General features: G+C 35.2%; 22 protein-coding genes and 1 pseudogene. 12 read left to right on the top strand and 11 right to left on the bottom strand.

The window, feature by feature from the left end; translation table 11 throughout:
* Positions 1 to 105: 105 nt before the first annotated feature.
* Both RHP64_RS09335 and helD read right to left on the bottom strand, forming a co-directional pair.
* On the bottom strand, positions 106 to 795 hold the full coding sequence (locus tag RHP64_RS09335; protein WP_462785048.1) for a nucleoside/nucleotide kinase family protein: 690 nt from the start codon (positions 793 to 795) through the stop codon (positions 106 to 108).
* Positions 795 to 3,158, bottom strand: a complete 2,364-nt coding sequence (helD, locus tag RHP64_RS09340; RefSeq protein WP_025268511.1) for an RNA polymerase recycling motor HelD — start codon at positions 3,156 to 3,158, stop codon at positions 795 to 797. The genes RHP64_RS09335 and helD overlap by 1 nt, the downstream gene beginning before the upstream one ends.
* A 233-nt stretch (positions 3,159 to 3,391) precedes the next feature.
* Between helD and RHP64_RS09345 the strand changes: the two genes are divergently transcribed.
* The 3 genes from RHP64_RS09345 (at position 3,392) to RHP64_RS09355 (ending at position 5,845) form a co-directional block, all read left to right on the top strand.
* Positions 3,392 to 3,811, top strand: coding sequence for a MarR family winged helix-turn-helix transcriptional regulator (locus RHP64_RS09345; RefSeq protein WP_011680442.1), 420 nt, complete (start codon positions 3,392 to 3,394; stop codon positions 3,809 to 3,811).
* Positions 3,808 to 4,731 (top strand): cation transporter, encoded by a 924-nt coding sequence (locus RHP64_RS09350; protein WP_014325146.1) that lies wholly within the window; start codon positions 3,808 to 3,810, stop codon positions 4,729 to 4,731. The genes RHP64_RS09345 and RHP64_RS09350 overlap by 4 nt, the downstream gene beginning before the upstream one ends.
* Before the next feature lie 124 nt (positions 4,732 to 4,855).
* The gene (locus RHP64_RS09355; protein ID WP_025268513.1) at positions 4,856 to 5,845 is read left to right on the top strand and encodes a phosphatase PAP2 family protein; all 990 of its coding nucleotides are present in this window, start codon (positions 4,856 to 4,858) and stop codon (positions 5,843 to 5,845) included.
* 74 nt (positions 5,846 to 5,919) lie between these two features.
* Here RHP64_RS09355 and RHP64_RS09360 read toward each other — a convergent pair whose 3' ends face one another.
* A complete protein-coding gene (locus RHP64_RS09360; protein WP_025268514.1) occupies positions 5,920 to 6,540 on the bottom strand; it encodes a GNAT family N-acetyltransferase in 621 nt (206 codons plus the stop codon).
* A gap of 157 nt (positions 6,541 to 6,697) precedes the next feature.
* Between RHP64_RS09360 and RHP64_RS09365 the strand changes: the two genes are divergently transcribed.
* The 3 genes from RHP64_RS09365 to RHP64_RS09375 all read left to right on the top strand — a co-directional run bounded on the left by RHP64_RS09365 (position 6,698) and on the right by RHP64_RS09375 (position 8,680).
* Positions 6,698 to 7,000, top strand: coding sequence for a bacteriocin immunity protein (locus tag RHP64_RS09365; RefSeq protein WP_025268515.1), 303 nt, complete (start codon positions 6,698 to 6,700; stop codon positions 6,998 to 7,000).
* A gap of 188 nt (positions 7,001 to 7,188) precedes the next feature.
* Complete coding sequence (locus RHP64_RS09370) at positions 7,189 to 7,680, top strand: RNA polymerase sigma factor (protein ID WP_025268516.1); 492 nt, start codon at positions 7,189 to 7,191, stop codon at positions 7,678 to 7,680.
* Entirely contained in the window at positions 7,673 to 8,680 is a 1,008-nt protein-coding gene (locus RHP64_RS09375) for an anti sigma factor C-terminal domain-containing protein (protein WP_025268517.1), read from the top strand. Before RHP64_RS09370 ends, RHP64_RS09375 begins: the two co-directional genes overlap by 8 nt.
* Before the next feature lie 85 nt (positions 8,681 to 8,765).
* Here the strand turns inward: RHP64_RS09375 and RHP64_RS09380 are convergent, their stop codons facing one another.
* The 6 genes from RHP64_RS09380 to RHP64_RS09405 form a co-directional block, all read right to left on the bottom strand.
* The gene (locus tag RHP64_RS09380) at positions 8,766 to 9,026 is read right to left on the bottom strand and encodes a SemiSWEET family transporter (RefSeq protein WP_014325152.1); all 261 of its coding nucleotides are present in this window, start codon (positions 9,024 to 9,026) and stop codon (positions 8,766 to 8,768) included.
* A gap of 510 nt (positions 9,027 to 9,536) precedes the next feature.
* On the bottom strand, positions 9,537 to 9,923 hold the full coding sequence (locus RHP64_RS09385; RefSeq protein WP_025268518.1) for a helix-turn-helix domain-containing protein: 387 nt from the start codon (positions 9,921 to 9,923) through the stop codon (positions 9,537 to 9,539).
* Positions 9,924 to 10,089: 166 nt separating this feature from the next.
* Entirely contained in the window at positions 10,090 to 10,530 is a 441-nt protein-coding gene (locus RHP64_RS09390; protein WP_014325154.1) for a hypothetical protein, read from the bottom strand.
* A 123-nt stretch (positions 10,531 to 10,653) separates the two neighbouring features.
* A complete protein-coding gene (locus RHP64_RS09395) occupies positions 10,654 to 11,409 on the bottom strand; it encodes a helix-turn-helix transcriptional regulator (RefSeq protein ID WP_014325155.1) in 756 nt (251 codons plus the stop codon).
* A gap of 150 nt (positions 11,410 to 11,559) precedes the next feature.
* The gene (locus RHP64_RS09400) at positions 11,560 to 12,684 is read right to left on the bottom strand and encodes a M24 family metallopeptidase (protein WP_014325156.1); all 1,125 of its coding nucleotides are present in this window, start codon (positions 12,682 to 12,684) and stop codon (positions 11,560 to 11,562) included.
* A gap of 19 nt (positions 12,685 to 12,703) precedes the next feature.
* Positions 12,704 to 15,451, bottom strand: a complete 2,748-nt coding sequence (locus RHP64_RS09405; RefSeq protein WP_025268519.1) for a YhgE/Pip domain-containing protein — start codon at positions 15,449 to 15,451, stop codon at positions 12,704 to 12,706.
* A gap of 122 nt (positions 15,452 to 15,573) precedes the next feature.
* Here RHP64_RS09405 and RHP64_RS09410 point away from each other — a divergent pair, with 122 nt between their 5' ends.
* The gene (locus RHP64_RS09410; protein ID WP_010292026.1) at positions 15,574 to 16,191 is read left to right on the top strand and encodes a TetR/AcrR family transcriptional regulator; all 618 of its coding nucleotides are present in this window, start codon (positions 15,574 to 15,576) and stop codon (positions 16,189 to 16,191) included.
* A 144-nt stretch (positions 16,192 to 16,335) separates the two neighbouring features.
* Here RHP64_RS09410 and RHP64_RS09415 read toward each other — a convergent pair whose 3' ends face one another.
* Positions 16,336 to 17,697, bottom strand: a complete 1,362-nt coding sequence (locus RHP64_RS09415; RefSeq protein WP_025268520.1) for an aminotransferase-like domain-containing protein — start codon at positions 17,695 to 17,697, stop codon at positions 16,336 to 16,338.
* 197 nt (positions 17,698 to 17,894) lie between these two features.
* Between RHP64_RS09415 and RHP64_RS09420 the strand changes: the two genes are divergently transcribed.
* A complete protein-coding gene (locus RHP64_RS09420) occupies positions 17,895 to 18,833 on the top strand; it encodes a multidrug resistance efflux transporter family protein (RefSeq protein ID WP_011680450.1) in 939 nt (312 codons plus the stop codon).
* A gap of 61 nt (positions 18,834 to 18,894) precedes the next feature.
* On the opposite strand, the gene RHP64_RS09425 is transcribed toward RHP64_RS09420, so the two are convergent.
* Positions 18,895 to 20,511 (bottom strand): leucine-rich repeat protein, encoded by a 1,617-nt coding sequence (locus tag RHP64_RS09425; protein WP_061515098.1) that lies wholly within the window; start codon positions 20,509 to 20,511, stop codon positions 18,895 to 18,897.
* Between the two features lie 403 nt (positions 20,512 to 20,914).
* Here RHP64_RS09425 and RHP64_RS09430 point away from each other — a divergent pair, with 403 nt between their 5' ends.
* The 4 genes and pseudogenes from RHP64_RS09430 to RHP64_RS09445 all read left to right on the top strand — a co-directional run bounded on the left by RHP64_RS09430 (position 20,915) and on the right by RHP64_RS09445 (position 23,706).
* A complete protein-coding gene (locus tag RHP64_RS09430; RefSeq protein WP_014325160.1) occupies positions 20,915 to 21,463 on the top strand; it encodes a GNAT family N-acetyltransferase in 549 nt (182 codons plus the stop codon).
* A 342-nt stretch (positions 21,464 to 21,805) separates the two neighbouring features.
* Positions 21,806 to 22,414 carry a TetR/AcrR family transcriptional regulator gene (locus RHP64_RS09435; RefSeq protein WP_014325161.1) on the top strand — a complete coding sequence of 203 codons (609 nt, stop codon included), beginning with the start codon at positions 21,806 to 21,808 and terminating at the stop codon, positions 22,412 to 22,414.
* 178 nt (positions 22,415 to 22,592) lie between these two features.
* Positions 22,593 to 23,096 carry a DNA topology modulation protein gene (locus RHP64_RS09440; protein ID WP_011680454.1) on the top strand — a complete coding sequence of 168 codons (504 nt, stop codon included), beginning with the start codon at positions 22,593 to 22,595 and terminating at the stop codon, positions 23,094 to 23,096.
* 94 nt (positions 23,097 to 23,190) lie between these two features.
* Positions 23,191 to 23,706, top strand: a pseudogene (locus RHP64_RS09445) (ClbS/DfsB family four-helix bundle protein).
* Positions 23,707 to 23,722 lie beyond the last annotated feature (16 nt).

A 23,722-nucleotide genomic window follows, 5' to 3' on the forward strand; every position in this document is an offset into this window, starting at 1 on the left:
TTCGATTCCTGCTTTTTACAGAAAACACTTTGATACTATTTAACTTCAAATGCTTATTTTACGCTTTAACAAAAAATTGTCAACATAGTTGACAATAAATAACAGTTATTTTAATTCGATATCAAAAATACGGTGTTGTTTACCAAAATGAACAATCACGTCAGCAAGTGATTTCGTGGGTAAAATATACTGATCCAGATTTTTTTGATTAGTGTTTTCCCAAACTTGCATAACTAACTGAGTAAATTCGTCGATCGGCATTTTGGCGTAATCATAACGCCAACTAGAGGGATCATCCTTGGCTAAAGCTGTGACCTCAAGCGTTCGGGATAGATACCATTCTTTGATATCTGCCAAATCAGCATCTATATATATTTTCAAATCAAAATGTTTGGGTGGTAACTGCAAAGCAACAACGCCCTCAACGATTAGGATATTAGGTAATTCAATAATTTGTGTCTCGTTTGGATGAATATCCGCAAGTTCCTGTGTATAAACTGGAATATTGAGTGACTTTTCCCCCGCACGAAAGCGCGTGATAACTTTTTCCAACAGATCAAGATTGTATGTCTGTGGAAAACCTTTTTGATCAAATAGACCACGCTCATGGAGTTCATCATTAGACATTAAAAAGTCATCAGTGCTGATGACTGTTGTTTTGATATTCTGTTGGCTAAGCTTATCAGCCAAATCATGTGCAAATGTGCTTTTGCCGACGGCTACAGAACCTGTAATACCAATAACCATAAATGGCGCAACGTACTTGCTTTTAATCAAATTATCTAGATCAATCATTATCGAACCTCATAGAGGTTTTTTGACACATTATTTAGTAGCGGTGTCGTAGCCCTTTCTGCAATAATTGTCAGTCGATGCATAGCTCGCGATGAAACAGTATACAATAGACGGCGTTCACTATCTTCCTTATATCGTGTTTTATCTGCATGCCATATGATAACGGCATCGAATTCTAGTCCCTTAGCAAGGTATGATGGCACGATAATAACACCTGGAGCTAGCCGCTGGTTTTCTGATTGAATCAAAGTAACTGTTTTGTCATTAAGCGTTTGTGACAAAGCTTTTGCATCGGCCAATGTTTTTGTAATGATTGCTGTTGATTCTTGTTCTTCGGTGTTTTCACGCAATTGATTTTCTAGCAATTTCAGTAGTTCGTTCTCGTCTTGCCCAATATAGACTACCGGTTTCTCACCATCTCGATTAAACGCGTCAATGTTTTGACCGTCTATCAAAATTTCTTTTGTAAAATCTGTAATTTGCTGTGTAGAACGATAGGTTTGCGTTAGTTGAACATTTTCAACACGCTCTGGCGCAAATAAAGTTGCAAAGTCTTCCCGTAAATGGCTAGCATTATCCTTTGTAAATATAGCTTGGTTCAAATCTCCTAAGACCGTGAACTTAGCCAGTGGAAAACTAAACTTCAAGAAGGCAAGTTGGAATGGTGTATAATCTTGAATCTCATCAATAAACAAAAAGCGAATATCACGTTCACCATGCTTCCCTGTGATTAAGTCATAAAGATATAAATAAATTGTTGTATCAGCGAGGGACATTTGATGATTCTTTAAATTGCTAATCACTTGTTCAACATGTTCACGCCACTCATCATTTGAGATGCCATACGCAGATAAATCAATATATTTGTGAGCTTCACGTAGAAAATCCACAAATTGCGCATTAATATTTAAAAAGCGACTACGTCTAATTTGTTGTGCCAAAGGTTTTAAGGCACGCGTTACGATTTGTTTAGCCAAGAACTTTCTTTCAGCTTTTTCACTAGAAAACTCACGTTCTTGCTCACCCTGACCAAGTTGCGTACGTCGCGTAACAGCCGCAGCATCAACCTCTTCATTATCCCCCATGCGCACACGACCGGCACCCACTAGTTCATCATATTCCTGCTTTGACAGATTTTCAATTTCAAGATCAACCCAATCTTTACGCATTTCTGTGCCAAGACGACTGCTCAATATTCGCATCAACGTATCTCGCGTTGCTTCCAAACGTTGGCTGAGTTTGTAGTTCTCATTGTATTGATAATAAATTTCAGCAATACGCTCTTTGGGAATCAATGGTTCATCACGAAACACAATACTACGTAACTTCATTCCTCCACGATTTAAACTGTCAGCATATGCTGCGACAGCTTTGAACATCATTAAGCTACCTTTAGCAAGAGCAATTTTACTATCGGTCTTGTCAATTTCAAAGCGTTCTTGCAATGTTTCAACAGCAATTTTTGGTAAACGACGTGAAGCATATTGATAAAATGTCATCTGTACCATGTTTTGCTCGCCTAATTCGGGTAAAACTTGATCAATGTAGTCATTAAACAGTTGGTTTGGGCTAAACAAAATAACTTGTCCACTAGTTAGTTTTCCGCGGTAACGGTATAGCAAATAGGCAATACGTTGCAAAACAGCAGCTGTCTTACCTGATCCAGCTGCTCCTTGCACAAATAATAAATCGGCACTTGTATTACGAATGATTTTATTTTGTTCTTTTTGGATGGTGGTGACGATTGATTTCATCTTCGTTGACGACTCACCATTCAGCGCGTTCATCAACATTGCATCACCAATCGCCTCTTCCGTATCAAACAAGGTTACAATGATACCATCTTCAATTTGAAATTGGCGTTTCAGCGTTACATGCGCCTTTTGCGAGCCATCAGGTGTCAAATATTCAACATCCCCAATACCACCATCATAATAAATTGATGCTACTGGTGCGCGCCAATCATAGACATAATAGTTGTTCTCATTATCGCTAAAAGAGCCAAGCCCAATATAAATTGTCTCTGCTTCGCTACTTTCACTGACTGATTCACTAAAATCTATACGCGCAAAATAAGGTTTTTTAATTTGCTTTGTTAATGTTTCAAATCTTGCTTCTGCTCGTGTTTTTGAACTTTCACGTTCAGCAAGCATTTGTTGCTGCTGACGTACTGACATGGCTGTTTCGACAATACCAGAATAGGTGTCTGTTTTTAAACGTACATCTCCCCAGCTTTTTGATACATCATTAATATTCCGATTAGAACGCTTTATCTCAGCTTCGGTATCAATTAACGATTTTTTCATTTTCTTGAGGGTTTTGTTTAAATACTGCGTTTCAACTTGTTTAATTTTATCGTTCAAAATGCGTCTCACTCTCTTGATTTCAATGTAATAATTATACGCTTAGTAATTTCAAATGAACAGCAAAATGAATAATGAAAGTACGATACTATTCAAATAAAATAAAATATCGCATATAACTTCCGATAAAATAAAGTATAATTCAGTTGACAAACTAAATAATTAAGGATATGATTAACAAAAGTAGTTATCAAAGGTAATTACTTTTGTTAATCATATATTGGAGGAAGTATATGAAACCTATAAGCCACATCTTCTCAGAATTGTACGATAAAGTATTGTTGCAATACCAGCAACAGTCTGATAGCAACGAACGCTTTCCTAATCTGTCTTCAAATGATGAATATTACATTGATCTCCTATATACATTGGAAAATCCAACTGTAACTAGCTTTGCGGATAAGGCAAAAATATCCAAACCCGCTGCTACTCGAATCATTCATCGCTTTGTTGCAGAGAAATATTTAGTTAAACGACCATCAACAGTCGACAAACGGACATCATACTTAGAATTAAGTGCAGAAATGAAAATAAATTGCGAAAAAAATCGTCAATTATTTGATCAGGTTTTTCTAGATTCAATTTCTGTATTAACTCCTGAAGAACAAACAGTGTTACACAAGATTATGTTCAAGATTAACGAGAAAATATGAATCAAAAAAATATTGAACAGCGTAGTCTAGTCATTGGTTGTATATGGCTTTTTGCAATGGGGGTTGCAGCGCTTACAGCATATTTTTCAACACGACTAGAAGCATTATTTGTTGATGCATACTTTACTTTAATCACACTAACCACTGGCCTTTTATCTATTGTCATCTCAAAAATAAGTACACAAGTTAGCAAACGTTTTCCAAATGGTCTGTTCGTTTTGGAACCGCTGTATGCATTTTTTCAGTCATTATTGACAATTGTATTATTGTTGATTTCATTAATGACTGTCAGCTCAAAAGCCTATCAATACTTTGTCTATGGTCACGGGCAACTTTTAAATATTGCCCCTGTCATACCGTATGAGATTGTGATGGTTATTCTATCATTAACACTCTCATGGTTCTATCAATTACAAAACAAAAAAATCCACAATATCAGTACACTTCTATCAGCTGAAACAAAAGGAGCGATGATTGATGGTGTCATGTCAGCCGGAATTGGGGCCGCTGCATTTTTCATCCTATTCATTGATAAAAAGTCCCCATTAAGCTTTCTTTTATATACTGGAGATTCCTTTATTACAGTGATTATTGTTTTATTTATTATTAGAATCCCGTTGCGTATAATGAAAAATGCTTTGATTGAGATTAGCGGCGGCCTAACACAAGATCAAGGGATAAAATCATTCATTGAAAGAGCCATTCAAAGTCACCTAACAACCGATTTTTCAATTGATGATTGCAAAATCTATAAGGTTGGTATGTCTTTTAAAGCTTGTATATCTATTAGCAGTCGAACAGATATGGTCGATACCAAAAAATTGACAACCTATAAAAAGAACATCTTAAATGACCTCTCTCGTAAAATTTCTTTCATAAATATTATCTTTATCTATTCAAACATTGGGGAAAAAAGTTAATTTTCATTTATAAAAAGCTGCGGTTACGCAGTTTTTTGCATTCTATAAGAACCCTTTACATAACTTTGACGATATAACAATATCTATCAAATATACTAAAGTTATTAATTTGGAGGACAACATTATGCAATGGGCTGCTAGAACTACTAACGTGAAACTATCGAGTGAAAATCAAAGTACATTTGAGACCACAGACAGTGAAAAAAAAGTACTTACATTGCTACTAAGCATTGGATTCGTGACTTTATTGTTCGCTACATTTTTTGATAAAAATGTTACCTCTGCAGTAATGGACCAGAATTCTATATTTGGTAATATTTTCCAAAATTACGCTGATCAAGGCGCAGGAATTGTTTTATTCACTGCCTTTGAGATTATTGCCTGGACAATATGGCGACGCGTTCAGGGAAACATTTTGAAATATGTTATGACAGGTGGCGCTTTGATATTTGCCTTTAATCAAATGCTAGCGATATTGCAAGATATGTTGAGTTACACGTATTCCATGCTCAATAATTTATCAAAAGGAATTCCCATGGGCGTTGCAAACAATACTTCGGCAGTGGCAAACTATCCTGAACCGCTTCGTTGGAGCGCAGCCATTATCTTAACAATATTACTGTCATTTGTATTCTTTAATTGGCTTAAAGATAAAAACAACGCCGCTATTAGCTATCTACTCAATGCTGCTTTAATCGGAATTGCCGTTGTTTTCATCGCACAAACAACAATCGGCGATATGAAAGCATTGTGGGGACGCTTTCGACCCTACGAAATGACAACCATTTCCGGAAACACAATGAGTGAATTTACACCTTGGTATCATTTGAACGGTGTGAATGGTCATAACTCTTTTCCTTCTGGTCACACAATGTCCGGCTGGTTATTTTTATACTTAACTTTCTTTGTTCCTCGAGGAAATATTAGTTTGCAAAAGAAAATGACAATTTTTGGGATTGCAATGGGTATTCTTACCGGTCTTAGTCGCGTACGGATTGGTGCACATTGGCTAAGTGATGTTACTGTGTCAAGCATGTTAGTCGGTCTCATCATCTTCATGGCGAGTCGTTTATTAACAGCACATTTTGTTGAAACCAGCTCCTCGCTGAATTAAAATAATCGCTATTAAGAATCGCTATGAAAATAAATCACAGCAGTTCTTTTTATTTTCGCTCAAATAAAATTTTGTTATCCAATTGTGTACTCGTACTTAAATACCCAAGTATCATTGACTTGTCCGAATGAAGTAAAAGACGACCTAGTGACCTCATTAAAGCCATTTTTCTGATAAAAAACACTGTTGATTGCTGTATTAGTAATCAAACATAGATCTTTACCACCTCTTTTTTCAACCATATCAATAATTTGTGATATCGTTCTTGAGCCTATTTTCTGGCCTTGATATTTTGGTGAAACAACCAATGTATCTATGTACCAAAAATTTTCAAATTCTTCGGGCATGGCATCATCTGATTGAGATAGATTTTGCATGATACGTCCGGCTATTTTAGGAGAACATTTAAAAGGTAGTTGCCATCCACCAACCTTAACATACGTCCAAAAACTAATCTGGTGCTGTTGTGGTGCTTTCAAAATAAAGGAAGCAACTATCTCTGACCCTTCAACACAAACGAAACAATCTTCACGCCTAATATTTGCTAGCGTATTTAAATACAATAAAAAATATAGTGCTTGCTGTAATTGAGGCTTGTCAGTTGAGACATTAAATAGAGGATAATCATGGAAAGCATCATATGTCAATTTAGTAACATGATCCAAGTCTTCCAGCGTAGCTGTTCTAATAATCATTCTATTCTCCAATATTTTTAAAGTAAACTGTAGTTTATTATCTCATAAACCCAACAAAGTGTCGCCTTTAAAAATGAGATTATTGACAGAAACACACTTTAGCGTAATAATAGCATTAATTAAACAACGTTTATTAATTGAGGGGAATTTTAAAACTATGCAAAAAGATGAAAAAGTTGAAACCATGTTGGATCAAATGAGTGTCGCCTTTTCTGATGAGGATGTTAAAAATCAACCAGAACTACGAGAAATGATTTTCAATTACGCACAGGAGTTAACTAAAACGCAAAATACCGGCTTAGTGGCTACTAAAATGGTTAAATCTCTTGTTCAATACTATTGGATAACAAAAACTCAATTACCCGAAGCAGCAATCAAACTTCATCATCAAATCAAAAGAGATGCCACCGTGTACGACGGCATCGCGATGTCTGCCATGCTGTTACCTGTATGGTTCTAATTACTTGGGTCATTTATCGTTAGCTTAAAATACAAAAAGCTTCTATATAAATACTGACTGCTTGATCAGTTATGCATTTATACAGAGGCTTTTTTACGTTTTTAATTTTTTCATCAAAAAATAAATATTTAACCCCATTTTGTAACCAATTGTCCCCTTATTCGTTATATATATAACAGGAGAAAATAATGGAGATTAATCAATATGAAAACATAGTTCTAAATATTGCACAGGAAGTTGTTCGATTTTTAGTCAAAAAAGGCGCTAAGACACAGGATGCTGAAGATATTGCTCAAGACGTAATGGTTAAATTAATCGAAGCAAATATTGTTTTAGAAGAGAATAAACTACGGCCATGGATCTATAAAGTTGCGCTATCAAAATTTTATGACAAACATAGACGAAATAAAAGATATGATAACATCTTGCATGAACTATATACCCATACGGAAAAATCAAACACAGACTATACAAAGTTAAGTGATAATAAGTTACCTTACGAAGTACTCAATCAACTCAGTCATTATCAATTACAGCTCATTTATTTAAAATACGATGAACTGCGTAGTATTGAATTCATTGCTAAAAAACTTCATTTTAGCCAAGCTAAAATTAAAATTGATTTATTTAGAACGAGAACGCATCTCAAAAAATTATTGGAGAAATATAAAAATGAATGATAATCAAACATTTGAAAAATTAATCAAAAAAACCAAAACAAAAAATACACTCAAAGGCATACTTATTAGTTCTTTATCTACAATCATCGTGTTTCTTATCATTCTTGTCGGCGCAAATTTATTTGTATCCAATACTATGAGTAAGCAATTAAAATTACAAAATCAAAAACTAAATATCGAAAATATCGCTTTTTCACCAAATATATTCACAACTCGAGAACATACTACTGCCATCGCATGGACAAAATCAACAATAACTGAAACCCGGATTAAAAATATTGATGGCTATCATATCTACTATCCTGAAAAAACTTTACAATTTGGTCTATCTGGAACGCAGACTTTCTCCCGAGATGACGTTGATGTTTATAAAGCCAACCCTTCAATTATTGCTAAAAACACGAAAACACAAGAAAAAGAACCAATATTTTTTAGTCGTTCTGCTAAGTCAATATATAAAAATTCAAAAAAACTCACGTTATATACACCACCCACGCATGAAGCAAAAACATTATCTACAATGAAAAACACATTAGCAGAAGTGGCTTTAACATTCGATAAACCTTATTCTTATAGTGAAATAAAAAAAATGATTCCAGATAATGTCATGATTAATTATTATTGGGTAGGTTTCGGAAATAGTAATACATCAACAATAGCAAGCGCTGGCAATTATATCGGTTTGAATGCTAGCGATGATGGGAAAGGTTCTTTGCAGGAAGGTAGTACAAAAAAAAATACCTACACTGGCTACAAGGGATTGAAACAAGCGTTAACTGACTCAATATCCTTACAATTGGCGTCGCATATTTCCGAAAAAAACTATATCTCATCAATTAAATCACAACTATCTTCAAACTTAAGCACCGCGAAATTCAGTGGTGTTATTGTCACTGGTAAAACTGATAATCTGAAAAGTCTAGATGATTTGAATTTCGTTTTTGCAAGCAATGTCGGATTAACAACACCAATTGTTCCTTATGAAACCCCATTGAAATAGATTACCTTAAATAATAAAAAGCACACAATTCTTTATTAAAAATTGCGTACTTTTATTAAAAATACATTAAGTAGCTATATAATAACTAAAAAGATGTAATAAATGTCAAAGTACCAAGCACAACTCCTGCTGTATTAGGAATAATCAATATATAATCCCTCTTAGGGTCATTAGTTAATCCATAAACAACCCAAAGCAAACAAGAAAAAGCTGCTACAATAGGCTGCCATGGCTGCCCTTTGTCACCGGATAAGTTTGCTATTATCTGTGGAATATAGGCTATAAAAACCATTGTTCCAATTAACGCTCCGATAGATCCAACAAAATTATGTATTCTATTTTTCATGTATTAGTATAACTCCTTGATATATTATACCATTGATTAAAAAAAATTAGTAATTAACAATATTTTGTAATGAAACCTAACCAAAAAACATCTTTCACAATGAAAGATGTTTTTTATGATTATTGTAATAATTGTTCGTCCGATTCAATGTGCTTTACTTTACCAGTAGAGTTGCGTGGTACATCAGGGTCGAAGAATATTTTTGTTGGTTGTTCTGGTTTAGATAAAATTTGTGTAGCATAGTTTTCAATTTATGCAGGATTCCTTTATCAAGAGTAACAATTATTAGGGACACTTCCGCGACTAATCATTGCCCAACCCGCCCAATAACACATATAAATAGTCATCCTCGTCTTATGGCAATTTTAATTTATATTGTTACTACTAAAAAACAATTACAATAAATTGAATCAGCTCAATAATTCTTGCAACTGTCTCTTACTAACTATCTGTTATCTAGAAAACTACACCTAGCCCGATTAATACTCTGTAGATGGAAATTCAAAAAAATTATTTAAGTGCTTGAATAATATCAGGAATCGTACCACCAAGAATTGCTAATATCGGTATAGCTGCCCACCAATAAGCCGCTGCAAACTCCCAGAAATTCATGTGCTCGCTTCTTCTACGAATATATTTCCCCTTACGTGGATCAAATACAAATTCACTTTTATCTATTTTATCCTCGATATTGTCCTCTGTTGGTTCAATGCCTAAAACAATCGTATCAAGCGAGCAATCAAATATTTCAGCCAACTTAATTAAGTTGCTCATATCTGGGGTTGCATCTCCAGACTCCCAACGAGAAACAGCTTGACGCGATATGTACAATTTTCCAGCAACATCTTCTTGAGACATGTCCAAATTAGTGCGTAATTTTTTTAACTGTATCTCCATAATTTACTCTCCTAAGTGTATTTAATACCTTAATTATTCAACAGAATCTTGTAAAACGATAGCAATTAAATCAGTGAAAATAGCAATCTGCAACATAAAAATGCGCAAACACAGATTGCGTAAGATACATATTATAGCTCGATAACAAGCATTAAGTAGGTTGCGCTTATTTTTTCAGGACTTTTGCCCAAAAGCCTTTCGATTTCTCTTTTTGCAATTCATTTTTTAAGTTATCAATTTCTGATACAAACTCAGAAGTGTCTGAAACTTCAAGATATTGCTGTTCTTTTACGTCAATTTTATGTTGTAAGTCAAGAGATAGCGTTTGTTGCTGGTCGAGTAATTTATGAAGTTGTTTAATTTGTTCATCTTTTGTCTTGAGTTGTTCTGACAAAGTCTTGACACTTTCTGAAACAGCATCAGAATGATTATTATCAACATTTTCAGGCATTGACTCGAGATTTTTTAGTTCTTCATGTGTAAATTCACGCTGACTAGGATTGATGTTCCAAGCCTTTGCTCTCCTATAATACGTAGCTTTACTAATATCAAGTTTCTTAAGAATACTTGTTAGTGTTTTGAATTCTACTTTTTCACTCTCAGCCATTGTCTGATACCTTTCTGATAAACATTGAATACTAACAGTATACCTTTATCTTGAAAAATAGGAAACAGAAAACAAAAAAGTCACTTTAATAAAAAGCTTTAAAAAACTATCTACTTAAAAGTTCTAAACGCCGTTGTTCGAAAATGGATTAATTGAGTTGCGCGGTCCAAAATTTTTCTTGTCATACTTTAAATACTGATCCTCACTACCTATATTACTGCGATACAAAGTTGGTACTTGGCCCTTTGTAATTAATCGAGCACGTTTCACGTAGGATCCTTTATGCAACACAACAGCATAATTATATCCCTTAGGAATAGTTCCAACTTGAAACTTCAACCACTCTCCCGCACCAAAAATGTCACTATATACATAAGCATCTACTGGTTGGGGCATATCCAAGACCACTTTTTTAGTCGTGGTTTTCCCATTCGCATCTGTGCTTTGTTGTGTTCCCCTAACTTTCTTAGTGGCAACTTTTTCAGGTAGCAGTGCGTAGCCATACGTTTCTTTTAGAAAGGGATTAAACCGGTCAATTAATTGATTTTGTGTCGCCCGCCCATAAGTTAATATAGCGATAAAAAATAAAAACGCACTTGCTAAAATAGCTAGTTGCCACACAATTTTCTTGTATCTTTTTCCCGCTGTCAGTTCCTTATTAATGCTATCAATCATATCTGTCCCCTCTTCTTTTAACGTTGTATCCAAAGAAAAACCTAAGTAATCACTCAACGTAACCAACATATCCAAACTCGGATAAGTATCATTATTCTCCCAATGTGACACCGTTTGCCGCGTAACATGCAATTCTGTGGCCATTTGTTGTTGTGTTTTATTTAATGCTAATCTACATTCTTTTAATTTTTGACCGAGCTCCATGTCGCTTCCCCTTTCATAACAAACTTAAGTATACGAAATTGTCACGTAAAGATCGAGCAAGTATTCTTTAACATGTTGATATGAGGGCATTTCAATACAATGATAGATAAAAAGAATGTTCAACTCATATTGAGTTGAACACTCTTTAAATTAATTCTCGACGGTTAATTCTTCCAAAGTAACCGGTGCGTTAGTTAGTAATTTATAACCATCTTTAGTTATCAACACCGTGTCTGAATGTCGATAACCGCCTTGACCTTCAAAATAAATTGCTGGTTCCACCGATACAACCATATTTTCTTTCAAAACTGTGTCATTACCTAATGATAAAGTTGGCTCTTCATGGTTATTTAATCCGATGCCATGACCAGGTCGATGAAGAATGTTAGCCGTAAGATGCTGGTCAATAAGGTAATCTCGCACTTTTGTCTCTACTTCAGATGCCTTAACACCAGGTCGCAGCATATCGAGCATTATATTTCTAGCCGTCACCATTTGATTAAAGTGTAATTCTTCTTCTTTTGTTGGTTTCTCCATGAAGAAGGTACGTTCACATTCGGCAGCATAGCCCGCTAATCTAAACACAGCGACGTTAACATTTGGTCCATGATCAACTGTTGCCGCCATATCAGGAATACTATGGGGCATGAAACTATAAGTTGACGGCCATACACCGTTTGTTACTCTATTTGTGAGACTAAAATTATCCGCGATTTCTTTACCAACTACCTTAAACGGAAGGTTATAAAGGTCTATCACTTTGGAGTCGTTATTCACTTGGCCTAACGTTGCACGAACCACTCGACTACATACTCTTGCAGTCGTCGAAATTTTGTCAATTTCGTAAGCACTCTTTATTTCACGTAATTTTTTGATTATATCATTTGGTTGCCAATCTACTGTCGGTGCCTTTGCAGTTATTTCTAAAAGCGCATTACTTTCGATACCAATTTTATCCAACCCGTCAAACTTTTTTGTAACTACCTCGTACCAGTTTTGACCAACTTCAGACGTAACATCAAAATACGTTTGAATATCATAATCAAAATAGTCAACATCAATATGTGATTCTTCTAATTTTGGTACCAGCATTAAAGGTTTCTTATCTGGATAAATAATTAAGAAAAACGGCCGTTGCTCAGGGCTATAATCAATATTGGTCAGATACCATATGTCCTCTACATCTGTTACTGCGTATGCACTTAACTCTTTTTCTTGCAAGAATCTTTGGCAATTTTGGATGCGGTTATTTATTTCATCACTGAGTATACTCATAATTTCCTTTTTTTAAATATTAACTGTGCTTATAATTAATCTTCTTGATTTTTAATTGCTTGAACATATAGAAACCAATCATAATCAATGTAAAGGCAACAAATATGCCAAACATAACCATCACATCACTTTTAGCGGATCCACCAATCATCAACGTTTCTCGCAGTGCATTGACTGAATAAGTCATTGGCAAATATGGGTGTATGGCTTCAAAGAAACCATTTGACAATTGAATTGGATATGTTCCTGCGGAACCACCTAATTGAATAACCATCAAAATCATTGCCAGGAATGAACCAACTTTACCAAACCACAAGTTAAGGGATGTTACGACATTAATAAAGGTAAATGATACCAGAATCAGTACCCAGAAAGTTGCGACATAGTGAACTGGTTTGATGCCAATCATACTAATAGAAACAAAGTACATAATTGCTGCTTGCAAAAATGCGAATGGATAAAGCACAGACATTTTGCTTGCCCACCAACTAATAGCCTTTTTAGGATACTTTAGAGGTGTCACTAAATCAAACATCAAGTTAAAGGCAACGGCACCAACGAACAGTGCCACTGACAACATATAAGGTGCCATAGCTGTACCATTATTAGGAACTTTGTCTTTTTCCACATGCTTGGTGCTTGCTGGGGTAGCTAATTGATTGTAGGTTAACTTATTTGAGTTAATTTTATTAACTTTGTTGTTTGCTTGACCTAGCTTGTCAGCAAGCGTTGCATTCCCATCTTTAACTTTCGTCAGCCCATCGCCAAGTTTTGCTGAACCATCAGCCAACTTAGCACTACCGTCTGCTATCTTTGTGGCACCACTAGCTAATTGAGTCGACCCGCTTAACAACTTGCTGCTATTAGCAGCCAATTTATCCAGTCCTGACGTTAACTGACTACTTCCTGACGATAACTTTGACGTTGCTGAACCTAAAGCAGGCATCTTTTCATTTAGTGATGATAAGCCGCTGCTAATTTTTTGGGATCCAGCATTTAACTTATCACTGTTTTGTGACAACTTTTGGGTACCATCGCTCAGCTTAGAACTACCGCTAGCTAAGCTTTCAATACCACTAGTGAGTGAGGGTACATTCGTATTAAGTTGTTCAAGCCCCTCTTGTAGCTGTGTTGAACCACTAATTAACTGTGCTGATTTCCCGCTCAGTTGTGACAGCCCACTAGTTAATTTTGTTGCCCCAGTACTTAATTGCGCAGTTGAATCACCGACCTTATTAAGTGAGCCAACCAAACTGCTTATGCCACCATACAGCGTTTTTGTATCGTCACTAGTCCCATAACTAGTGTTTAGTGTATTCACAGCTGATTTTAACTGTGACATACTTGTGTTACTTGATTTAATTAATGTGGTTAAGTTAGTCTGTAATTCACTTAAATTTGTTGTTGCTGATTTGAGTGAATCATTAATGTCATCTGTTGGTAATAGTGCCGTTTCTAATGCACTGACTTGCGTGTCAGTTAGCTTTTGTGTTTTAGCCACAGATTCGATTTTGCTTTGCGTCCCGCTGATATAATTGCTAATCGTAGTAACGTTTGCTGCAAGACTACTCATACTACTTGTTAATTTAGTAATTTGCTCAGTATTTTGATTACTGTTGTCTAACGAGGTCTTCAACTGGTTCAAGCCTGTCTGAAAACTTTGCAGCCCTGTTTGCAATTGCGCCATTTTGTTTTTGGCATCGTCACTATTTAAAGCTTCATTCATTTGTGTCAAGCCATCGGAAACTTTTTGGCTTCCTTTATACGCTTCGTCTGTTCCGGTTGTGTATGCACTAACGCCTTTGGTCAAAGAACTCGATCCGTTAGTTAATTTATTCACCCCGGTAGCTAAATTACTACTACCACGAGCTAATTTTTGCGCACCAGTATTAAGAGCATTGGCACCAGTATTGAGTTGACTCACACCTGCTGTATATTGCTGCAAACCACTGTTTAAACTCGATGATCCTGTAGATAATTGTGAAACACCATTACTTAACGTAGGCATTTTTTCACCTAATTGTCCCAAACCAGCAGTTAACTTTGAGCTTCCTGCATCAAGTTGACTCACACCACTAAAGTATTGTGATAACCCGTCTGTCAGTGTATTCGTACCATTACTGAAAGTTAAACCACTTGAAGCAAGTGTCCGTAGATTTGTTGTGACCGTCTGATTTCCAGATTGTAATTGTTCAGTTCCATCTACTAACTTTTTGTTACCGTTAGCCGCTGTGCCCATACCATTGCCTAACGTTTTAATTTGTTTAAACAATGTCTCAGCATAGGTCTTTGTCACTTGTTTGGAAATTGTGTTTGTAATGCTTTCAGCCGCTGATTTTGAAAACTTTCCAGCGATAAAACTGTGCCCCGAGCTTGTTGTATAGTGAATTAACATCTTTTTGGGATGCGCGTCCAGTAATGTTGTCGCATTTTTAGAAAAGTTCTTTGGAATTGTCATGACCATATAGTACTTGCCATTGGACAATCCTTTTTTAGCTTCTTTTTGCGATGGAAAACTAAACTTCATCGCATCTGAATCCGCTAAATTATCTTTTAACTTAGCTCCTACTGCTAATTTATTTCCTTGGTAATGCACAGATTTGTCTTCATTGATAACTGCCACGGGCAAATCTTTAATTTTGCCATAAGGATCCCACATCGATTTCAGAAACCCAATCGCATAAATTGACGGAATCAACACAATAGCAATTAGAACAACCACCATAAATTTATTTTTCCATATTTTTTTCCATTCTATTCCGAGCATGTTACTCCCCTTTTTTAACAACGTGTTGCTTTTTTTGTAGCTATAGTTTATATTAGCATTGGTTATATATAAATCAATGTACAAGTACTAAGGGATTTGTCTAATTTTATGAGGAGAATAGTATGAATCGGCAGGAAAAAAATAAATTAACACAGCAACGAATTATGGACGCTTTCGTGAAATTAGTGAGCGAAAAAGGCTTCAATAACTTAACCGTCTCCAACATCACACGAACCGCAAAACTAAGTCGTGGCACTTTTTATATTTATTATCTTGATAAATACGATGTATTAGAAAAAATTGAGACCTATTTACTAACTAATATGGAAAAACTAATGCAAATTAATATAGATAAGACAATATCTTGGCTAGACGATGTTGATAATAATAAACTATCGGCTGAGTTAGATACCTATTCACCGTATCGTAGTTTCATTCAGTCTTTTGATTTTCTCGATAAAAACCGTTTTACGCTTAAGACACTCCTCTCTAAGAATGGTGATTCACAATTTGTTTACAAGTTACGTCATTTGATTGATGAACAAATTGACTCACATTACAAAAATATTTTTAAAGATGGTAATGAAGTTATTCCCAGTGACTATACACATGATCTATTAATTAGTTCGCTCATTAGCATTATTGGTCATTGGTTACAAAAAGATGATCCTGAATCTCCAGCTGAAATTGCCGAAATTTTGATTAGAAGTCGTATACTGGCTGCTTACCAGGTAAAATAATTTTTGTAACACAAATCAAGTCTCAGTCATTTTTCCCTAAAGTGACAATGACACCGCAATTAATAAAACAAAGAGAATATGTGACTAGCATATTCTCTTTGTTTTATCTTTATTTTTTCAAAATCAATGACACGGATTATAAGCTTAGCTCGACGAAATCGTACGTTTAATGGTTAGCAACAGTTTTTCTAGTTTTACTAAATCATTAATGGCAGTTATCGATACTCTAATAAAATAGTTGTTATTTGATTTCCAACCACCTGCTTGAAACTGCGGGCTGTACAATACATGTATTCCTAGCTTGTCCAGACGCTCTTTCACTTGTTTAATATTAATTGCAGAATCTATCTTAACCCATTGAAATGGACTCAACGGCGCCTTTGTTTCAAAGACGTTCTCAAATAAAGTTAAACTAGTTTTTATCTGCTTCATTTGGCTATCAATTATCTTTAAAACAAAGTCATGGTTAATTAAATACTTAATAATTTCAAAATCTAAGGTTGGTTCCTGTAAATTAAGATTTGTGAATGAATGCTTTATTTTCTGCTCAAACTTTTTATTAAACAATACCAGCGCTACGCGAATTCCTGGAGCAACTATTTTAGAGAAACTAGATAAGTAGATTGTATGACTCGGTGCCAAGTTAATTATGGCTTTCGTTTTTTCAACATCCAAGTATCGTAAGTAATCATCTTCGATGATTAAAAAATTATGGCTAATGCTTAGCGCTGCTAACTTTTCGCGCCGCGTAATAGACATGGCAACATTAGTGGGATTCGACCGAAAAGGCATGACATAAACACCAGCAACTACATGCGTTGTCAACATGTCTTCCAACTGATCAAGCTTCATCCCCTCGTCATCTTGTGAAATTGACAATAACTTAATATGTAACGTTTTAGCTAATTCAATAAAATTAGAATATGTGAAGTCATCCACAACTATAGTGTCTGAAGGTTTGAATAAAGCTGTTAAAATGATGGCGAGTGCGTTCTGCCCGCCATTTGTTATTAGACTGACCATATCGTCAGATACATCTATTTTTAAATATTCAAACCATTTTTGTGTTGCCCTAGCATAACTCTCATCTAAGGATGAATTTGTGAAATACCGTAGTAACTTTTTAACGGGAATATTTTTAATAGCTTCTTTCACATAAAATTCTGCTGAACTATTTTCAACTGAAGTTACATTCAAAATACCTAAATCATTTACGCCTTCTTTTCCTTGAATAGTATGATCAGAAATGCCATTAGGCGATATAAAAGTACCTCGCCCTTTTTCGGTATATAATAAGCCATTTTTCAAGCCAAAATCATAGGCATGTGTCACTGTGGTGAAGTGAATATCCAAAAAATATGACAATTCACGTTGCGAGGGTAACTGATCGTGTGGCTTAAGGACACCCGTCAGAATATCATCATATAAGGATTGATAAATACTTTTATAGAAAGGTTTCTCAAGTGGTAACTTGCTCGGTACCCATGACAATTCATAATCATTCATCCCGTTCAGCCTCCTAAATAAAATTTATCAACATCAACACCTGTAACCACTAAAATATCTGTTCATTAAAAATCAGTATACACTAATCTATGCACAATAAAAATTATATGGCATACAATTTTTTTATTGTATGCTTATTTAATTGCTGGTAGCCTTATACTTATAAATTGTCCATTGAGAGAGTGAGGTTACATTGAATGATGAATAAGTTATCAAAGAGTGTGCAAGCAATTATATTAGGCGTGATAGCGGCTTTTTTCTTCTCTCTTACATTTATATTTAATGAAGTTATTGCTAATAAAAATGGGTTTTGGCTCTGGTCTGCCTCCTTACGATATTTATGGATGCTGCCGATGCTTGCTTTGATATTCATTCCATTGGGCGGATCCTTTAGGCGAGTTAACCAATCAATACGCAAACAGCCTCTATCTTGGTGGGTCTGGAGCCACTTCTGTTTTGTTCTATTTTATGTTCCGTTATGCCTAGCTAGTACTTATCTACCTGGTTGGCTAATCGCCAGTGTTTGGCAGGTAACTATTGTTTGTGGTGTTTTAACAACGCCTTTACTAAATATCGGTAAGCCTTCAAAAAAAATTCCTTTTCCTTGGCAAAGTTTACCTTGGATGTTCATTATTCTTTTAGGTGTCTTCCTAACTATCCTCCAGTACTTGGGTGCCATTCGCATTTCTAACCAAATATACTTATCAATACTAGCGATAGTGGTTGCGGCTATTTGTTATCCACTTGGGAACCGAAAAGTTATGATGACTGCGCCAAAAGTTACCGGTCTCGAAAGAATGTGGGGCATGCTACTGTGTACCTACCCAACATGGATTTTCTTGGCGTTTGTTAGTTTCTATATTAGTGGTGCCCCTAGTGCCAAAACAATGGTGTCTACTCTTTTAGTGGCACTATTTTCTGGTATTATAGCGACCGCTATATTTTTTCATGCAACTTCCTTAGTATTCCGAGAAATCAAATCGTTATCGAAGGTTGAAGCTACTCAAGCGATGGAACTCGTTTTTTCCATCCTATTAAGTGCAATCTTTCTCCATCACCCCTTCTCACTCAGTTGGGAACTCGTAGGTGTCCTAGTAATTATAGTAGGCATACTAGGAATTAGTTTGCGTAAGTAATCTTCCCTAGTTATCAACCACAGCACTTTTTTATCAAAGCGCAATAGTAAACGATGGCGTTTTAGTTCAACATATAGCCACTATTCGAATCAAAATAGTGGACACTACCGTCCTTGAACTTGATAGAATAGCCCTTTACTTGTGTACCATCAGATTTAAAATAATAGGTATGTCCGTCAATAATCTGCTCACCTGTTAAAGGTACCCCATTGCTGTCTAAGTACTTCCAAGTGCCATCATTCATTTCTACAAAACGATTCTTAATCGTACTAGTTGCTTGCGACTGATTAGTATCAGTTATACCAAAAGGATATAATACGGCTGAAAAACTTTTTTCAGAATTTGTACCATTAATTGTAGCGGTTAGTTCTGTTGCACGTGTACTGTTAATTAAGTTACCAGCAAAACATCCGGAACCAACCCTTTGAATATTAGATGGTAATATTATATTTGTCATTTGATTATCAATGAAGGTACCATCCCCCATTGTTTTCAAAGTGTTTGGCAAATTAATACTAGTAAGCTGATTACTAGCAAACACAAAATCATTCAATGCTGTCAGACTATTATTTGGTAAGTTAACTTTTGCTATATTGTTTGACGCAAATGCGTACCAGCCAATACCTGATATATCAGCATTTAAGCTGTTTGGTAAAGTTAATGTGTTTGAAATTTGGTTATCATAGAAAGCAAAGTTACCAATCTGTTTCAGATTTGTTGCTTTGGAGAAATCTACGCCCGTAATGCCTAGTGATTTAAACGCATTAGCAGCAACCTTTGTCACATTCGTGGGAATAACAATAGTTTTACCTAGTGTGGCGACTCCTGATTTAACACCTGTCACTATTGTGGAATTATTGCGATCATAGGTAAAACTTTGTGGGTTGCTTATGCTACCAGATACTCCTTTCCCATAAGATTGATGCTTCAATGCATATTGCTTAGCAACGGCATCCGCTTGTCCAGTATTTTGTCCAAAAGTTTCATAACCATACCAGCGAACCGGATGATTACCGCTACTATCTAATACGTTATTGGGCAACACCACAACATGTGAGGCTTGATTTCCATAGAAGGCTCCGGAGCCAACACTTAAACTATTCGTATTTTTTATCGTTGTTAGATCAACCGTCTTTAAGCGATCACCGGCAAATGTCCAATCACCAATTGATGTAATTGTTGCTGGAAAGGTGACCGATGTCAGATTAGGATTTTTGGCAAAGGCACCATCGTTAATATGTGTCACACCACTAGCAAACGTGACTGAGCTGATCGCGTTGTCATAGAAAATATACCATCCTAAATTATTATCATTTAGATTAGGATACTGCACAGCTGTTAAACGATTTTTAGCAAAAGCAAAATCTCCGATAGATTTTAGGTTAGTTGCTGAACTAAAATCAACACTCGCAATGCCTTGATTATAAAAAGCAGTGCTAGCAATACTGGTAACATTATTCGGAATCACAACCTTTGCACCTGTATGTTGTGATGAATTGTCCGAAAAACCATACAAGACTCCATTTTTTATTTTGAGAGACGGCTGTGGTACACCATCAGCATGAACGATCGTGCTATTGATACACAATGCACCACCAACAATCAACATAATAAACATCATTCTGATCAAAAAATATTTGCTCCCAGTTTCTCTAACCGCGTCATCGTTATACATCATACATTGATTCCTCCTCTACCCATTCCGTACTGCAATAAAACTCCTTCACAACATGTTTTACGATAGAAAACTGACTAAGCACTGTTAAAGCTAAATACAACATCACATACTCAGAATTTTCTTATATCTGCTTTTATTATAAATCACATTATTCATCAATACATCTTTCAGCAATTGATAGGTTAATAATATATTAAATTAATATATTTTAATCTGTTGCTATATTTGGTATCATTAAAATATATTAAATACGAACGTGCAATAACTTATTCACGTTAAAAGGTGTTGACAATATGGAGTCGCATATGATTGCAAATAAAAATAACTAATCTGCATCACGTTTGAATTGTTGATGCAGATCATAAAGCTCATGACAATTTAAAGAAGAGAGATCAAAGCAGACATGTTTATAGGAAAAAAAGTAAAACTATCACACTATCATGACGGCGACGGTAAAAAATTTGCTGAATGGCAGTGGGATGATGCGTTCAATAACCCATTATCAGATGATATGATTCACCCCCATACTGCTGAGGACTGGGAAAACATATTTAGACGTTCATCTAAAAGCAAAGAAAATGTTGAATTTACTGTTAGAAAAACAGAGAATAATGAATTGGTCGGATTTGTTGCCTTGTTTGACCTCAACATACGCAATCATACTGGCGAATTAGCGATTGGTTTTCCTAAAAAGGAAGATCGTTTAAAAGGTTATGGATCTGAAACCTTGAGGTTAATCTTAGATTATGGTTTTAACAATTTGAATATGCATAAAATTAAGCTCACCGTCTATCCATTTAACACACCAGCCGTGAAAGCCTACAAAAAGAATGGATTTACCAAAGAAGGTACCTTTAAAAACGAAGTCTTCTATGATGGAAAATGGGTCGATATTGACCATTACGCCATCTTCCAAAATGACTGGTATACTTCCCAAAATGAGTATCAATGATAATCATGGATAAAAAACGCGAAATAACATAATGTTATCCCGCGTTTTTTCTATCTCATTATAAATATCGCAATTCAGCGTTAATACATCTTAACACCAAATTTTTTTGTTGTGATACAACTGCTAAACTACTTTTTTGAACAATTTTCCCTTTGCTTATCATTGTTTATCCGCGGCCTGACAACACCAACATTTAAAGCAAGCAATTACTTGCATGCTTTAAATGTTGGTGTTATGATAACTCTTGGTAACACATCAAATAGGTTTTATTCGGATACCAAATACTTAAACTTACTTACAACGAACTTTTGATTTTTGATACTTATGGAAAAGGATATACGCATGAATAGACAAGATAAGAAAAACTTGACCAGAACAAAGATTACCACAGTGTTTATAAATCTAGTCCACCAAAAAGGTTTTACTAATACAACGATATCAGATATTACTCAACAAGCTGGCCTCAGCCGTGGTACGTTCTATGTATATTTTCTTGATAAATATGATCTCTTGGAGAAAGTAGAAAATAATTTATTAAAACACATTGAAACACTTTCCACCATAACAATTAGTAAAACAGTTTCTTGGCTAGACAATCCCTCAGGTGATATACTATCTACGCCCTCCTCACCATATTTTAGTTTGATTAATATATTCAATTATCTAGGTAATAATCGCTTTTTCTTTCAAACCCTGCTATCCGAAAACGGTGATAAACAATTTATTTACAAAATGAACTGCCTTCTCGACCAATTGTTTAAAAAGCTATACACAAATACTAGTGACCATATATTGCAAGCCTTACCAAGTGACTACACAATTGAGTTATTGACCAGTAGCCTTGTCAGTATCATTGATCATTGGTTACAAAAAGCTAATCCTGAAACGCCAAGCGATGTAGCAAAAATTTTAATTCAAAGCCGATTATTTGCTGTTTATCAACCAGCATAATTAGACTTTTCTTTTCCTATACTACAGTGACTCATAAAAAGCTGAGCTCCACTTTTACTAATTCTATATTCGCTTTTGATGACATCTAATTTTCATCACAGTTGATTTTTTCTCCCAACAATGTCATTTATATTTGATCGCTTTAAAGTTATAATAGTAAGCAATGTGAGGGAAAATCATGAAAAGAGTTTTATTAATTGGCTCAGGCGGTGCTGGAAAATCAACGTTAGCACGCAAAATGAGCAAACAACTAAACATTACAGCTTTTCACTTAGATAAGTTGTTGTGGAAACCGAATTGGCAAATGACGCCAAAACCTGAACAAGCCATCATTGTTAACAATTTAGTGCGTCAAGATAGCTGGATTATTGACGGTAATTATAATGGCACACTAGATATTAGAGTTGCTGCTGCCGATACCATTGTATTCTTGGATAGAAGTCGATTTGTATGTATCTATCAAGTTTTTAAACGTCTTCTGCAGTATAGAGGTACCTCACGTCCAGATATGCAAGACGATTGCCCGGAAAAAATTGATTGGGATTTTCTCAAGTGGATTTGGCAATTTCCCAATAAACAAAAAGTTATAATCATGAACATGTTTGAAACGATAGATCAATCTAAAAATATTGTTATCTTAAAAAACAAAAAACAGATAGAAAAATTTTTGGATCAATTATAAGTTTTACAAAAAACGTACAAATATATGTAATCAAAACAAATGTTGAATCAGGTCGCTCAAATAATCCATCATACTTTAGAAAGAACGCTATCCGATGAAATCATATGAAAGCAAGGCCGCATTAAACGAGGCCATCAAAACCAATTATAAAAAGTACATTGATGAATTTACAAATATTCCAAATTCACTTAGCAATAAACGGATACAAGATGTTGATCGCACACCAAGCGAAAATATTTCATACCAGTTAGGATGGATTACCGCCTTATTGAACTGGGAAAAAGATGAAATAGCTGGTCAAGATGTCTTTGTGCCAGCAAAGGGTTATAAATGGAATAATTTAGGCGGACTCTATCAATCATTTTATGATGATTATGCTGACCTTTCTCTTGAAGAGCAGATCAACTTACTAAACAGACGTGTTATTGAACTTTGTGAACTTGTAAGTTCTTTACCAGATGACATTTTATTTGAGCCCAATAAGCGAAAGTGGGCAACTACTCCAGCCCAATGGCCAGTATGGAAATAGATTCACATCAACTCGGTAGTCCCTTTTAAAACTTTTAGAACCAAGATTCGTAAGTGGAAAAAATTAGCATTGATTAAATAAACAAAAAGCCATGATA

Source organism: Leuconostoc sp. XM4 (assembly GCF_055698815.1).

What these genes read in the sequence shown, in the direction of transcription:
- RHP64_RS09405 (WP_025268519.1), bottom strand. Translation starts at nt 15,451, where the DNA reads ATGCTCGGAATAGAATGGAAAAAAATATGGAAAAATAAATTTATGGTG.
- RHP64_RS09355 (WP_025268513.1), top strand. Translation starts at nt 4,856, where the DNA reads ATGCAATGGGCTGCTAGAACTACTAACGTGAAACTATCGAGTGAAAAT.
- RHP64_RS09430 (WP_014325160.1), top strand. Translation starts at nt 20,915, where the DNA reads ATGTTTATAGGAAAAAAAGTAAAACTATCACACTATCATGACGGCGAC.
- RHP64_RS09425 (WP_061515098.1), bottom strand. Translation starts at nt 20,511, where the DNA reads ATGATGTATAACGATGACGCGGTTAGAGAAACTGGGAGCAAATATTTT.
- RHP64_RS09390 (WP_014325154.1), bottom strand. Translation starts at nt 10,530, where the DNA reads ATGGCTGAGAGTGAAAAAGTAGAATTCAAAACACTAACAAGTATTCTT.
- RHP64_RS09395 (WP_014325155.1), bottom strand. Translation starts at nt 11,409, where the DNA reads ATGGAGCTCGGTCAAAAATTAAAAGAATGTAGATTAGCATTAAATAAA.
- RHP64_RS09345 (WP_011680442.1), top strand. Translation starts at nt 3,392, where the DNA reads ATGAAACCTATAAGCCACATCTTCTCAGAATTGTACGATAAAGTATTG.
- RHP64_RS09360 (WP_025268514.1), bottom strand. Translation starts at nt 6,540, where the DNA reads ATGATTATTAGAACAGCTACGCTGGAAGACTTGGATCATGTTACTAAA.
- RHP64_RS09415 (WP_025268520.1), bottom strand. Translation starts at nt 17,697, where the DNA reads ATGAATGATTATGAATTGTCATGGGTACCGAGCAAGTTACCACTTGAG.
- RHP64_RS09335 (WP_462785048.1), bottom strand. Translation starts at nt 795, where the DNA reads ATGATTGATCTAGATAATTTGATTAAAAGCAAGTACGTTGCGCCATTT.
- RHP64_RS09375 (WP_025268517.1), top strand. Translation starts at nt 7,673, where the DNA reads ATGAATGATAATCAAACATTTGAAAAATTAATCAAAAAAACCAAAACA.
- RHP64_RS09410 (WP_010292026.1), top strand. Translation starts at nt 15,574, where the DNA reads ATGAATCGGCAGGAAAAAAATAAATTAACACAGCAACGAATTATGGAC.
- RHP64_RS09365 (WP_025268515.1), top strand. Translation starts at nt 6,698, where the DNA reads ATGCAAAAAGATGAAAAAGTTGAAACCATGTTGGATCAAATGAGTGTC.
- RHP64_RS09440 (WP_011680454.1), top strand. Translation starts at nt 22,593, where the DNA reads ATGAAAAGAGTTTTATTAATTGGCTCAGGCGGTGCTGGAAAATCAACG.
- RHP64_RS09435 (WP_014325161.1), top strand. Translation starts at nt 21,806, where the DNA reads ATGAATAGACAAGATAAGAAAAACTTGACCAGAACAAAGATTACCACA.
- RHP64_RS09350 (WP_014325146.1), top strand. Translation starts at nt 3,808, where the DNA reads ATGAATCAAAAAAATATTGAACAGCGTAGTCTAGTCATTGGTTGTATA.
- RHP64_RS09370 (WP_025268516.1), top strand. Translation starts at nt 7,189, where the DNA reads ATGGAGATTAATCAATATGAAAACATAGTTCTAAATATTGCACAGGAA.
- RHP64_RS09380 (WP_014325152.1), bottom strand. Translation starts at nt 9,026, where the DNA reads ATGAAAAATAGAATACATAATTTTGTTGGATCTATCGGAGCGTTAATT.
- RHP64_RS09420 (WP_011680450.1), top strand. Translation starts at nt 17,895, where the DNA reads ATGATGAATAAGTTATCAAAGAGTGTGCAAGCAATTATATTAGGCGTG.
- RHP64_RS09400 (WP_014325156.1), bottom strand. Translation starts at nt 12,684, where the DNA reads ATGAGTATACTCAGTGATGAAATAAATAACCGCATCCAAAATTGCCAA.
- RHP64_RS09385 (WP_025268518.1), bottom strand. Translation starts at nt 9,923, where the DNA reads ATGGAGATACAGTTAAAAAAATTACGCACTAATTTGGACATGTCTCAA.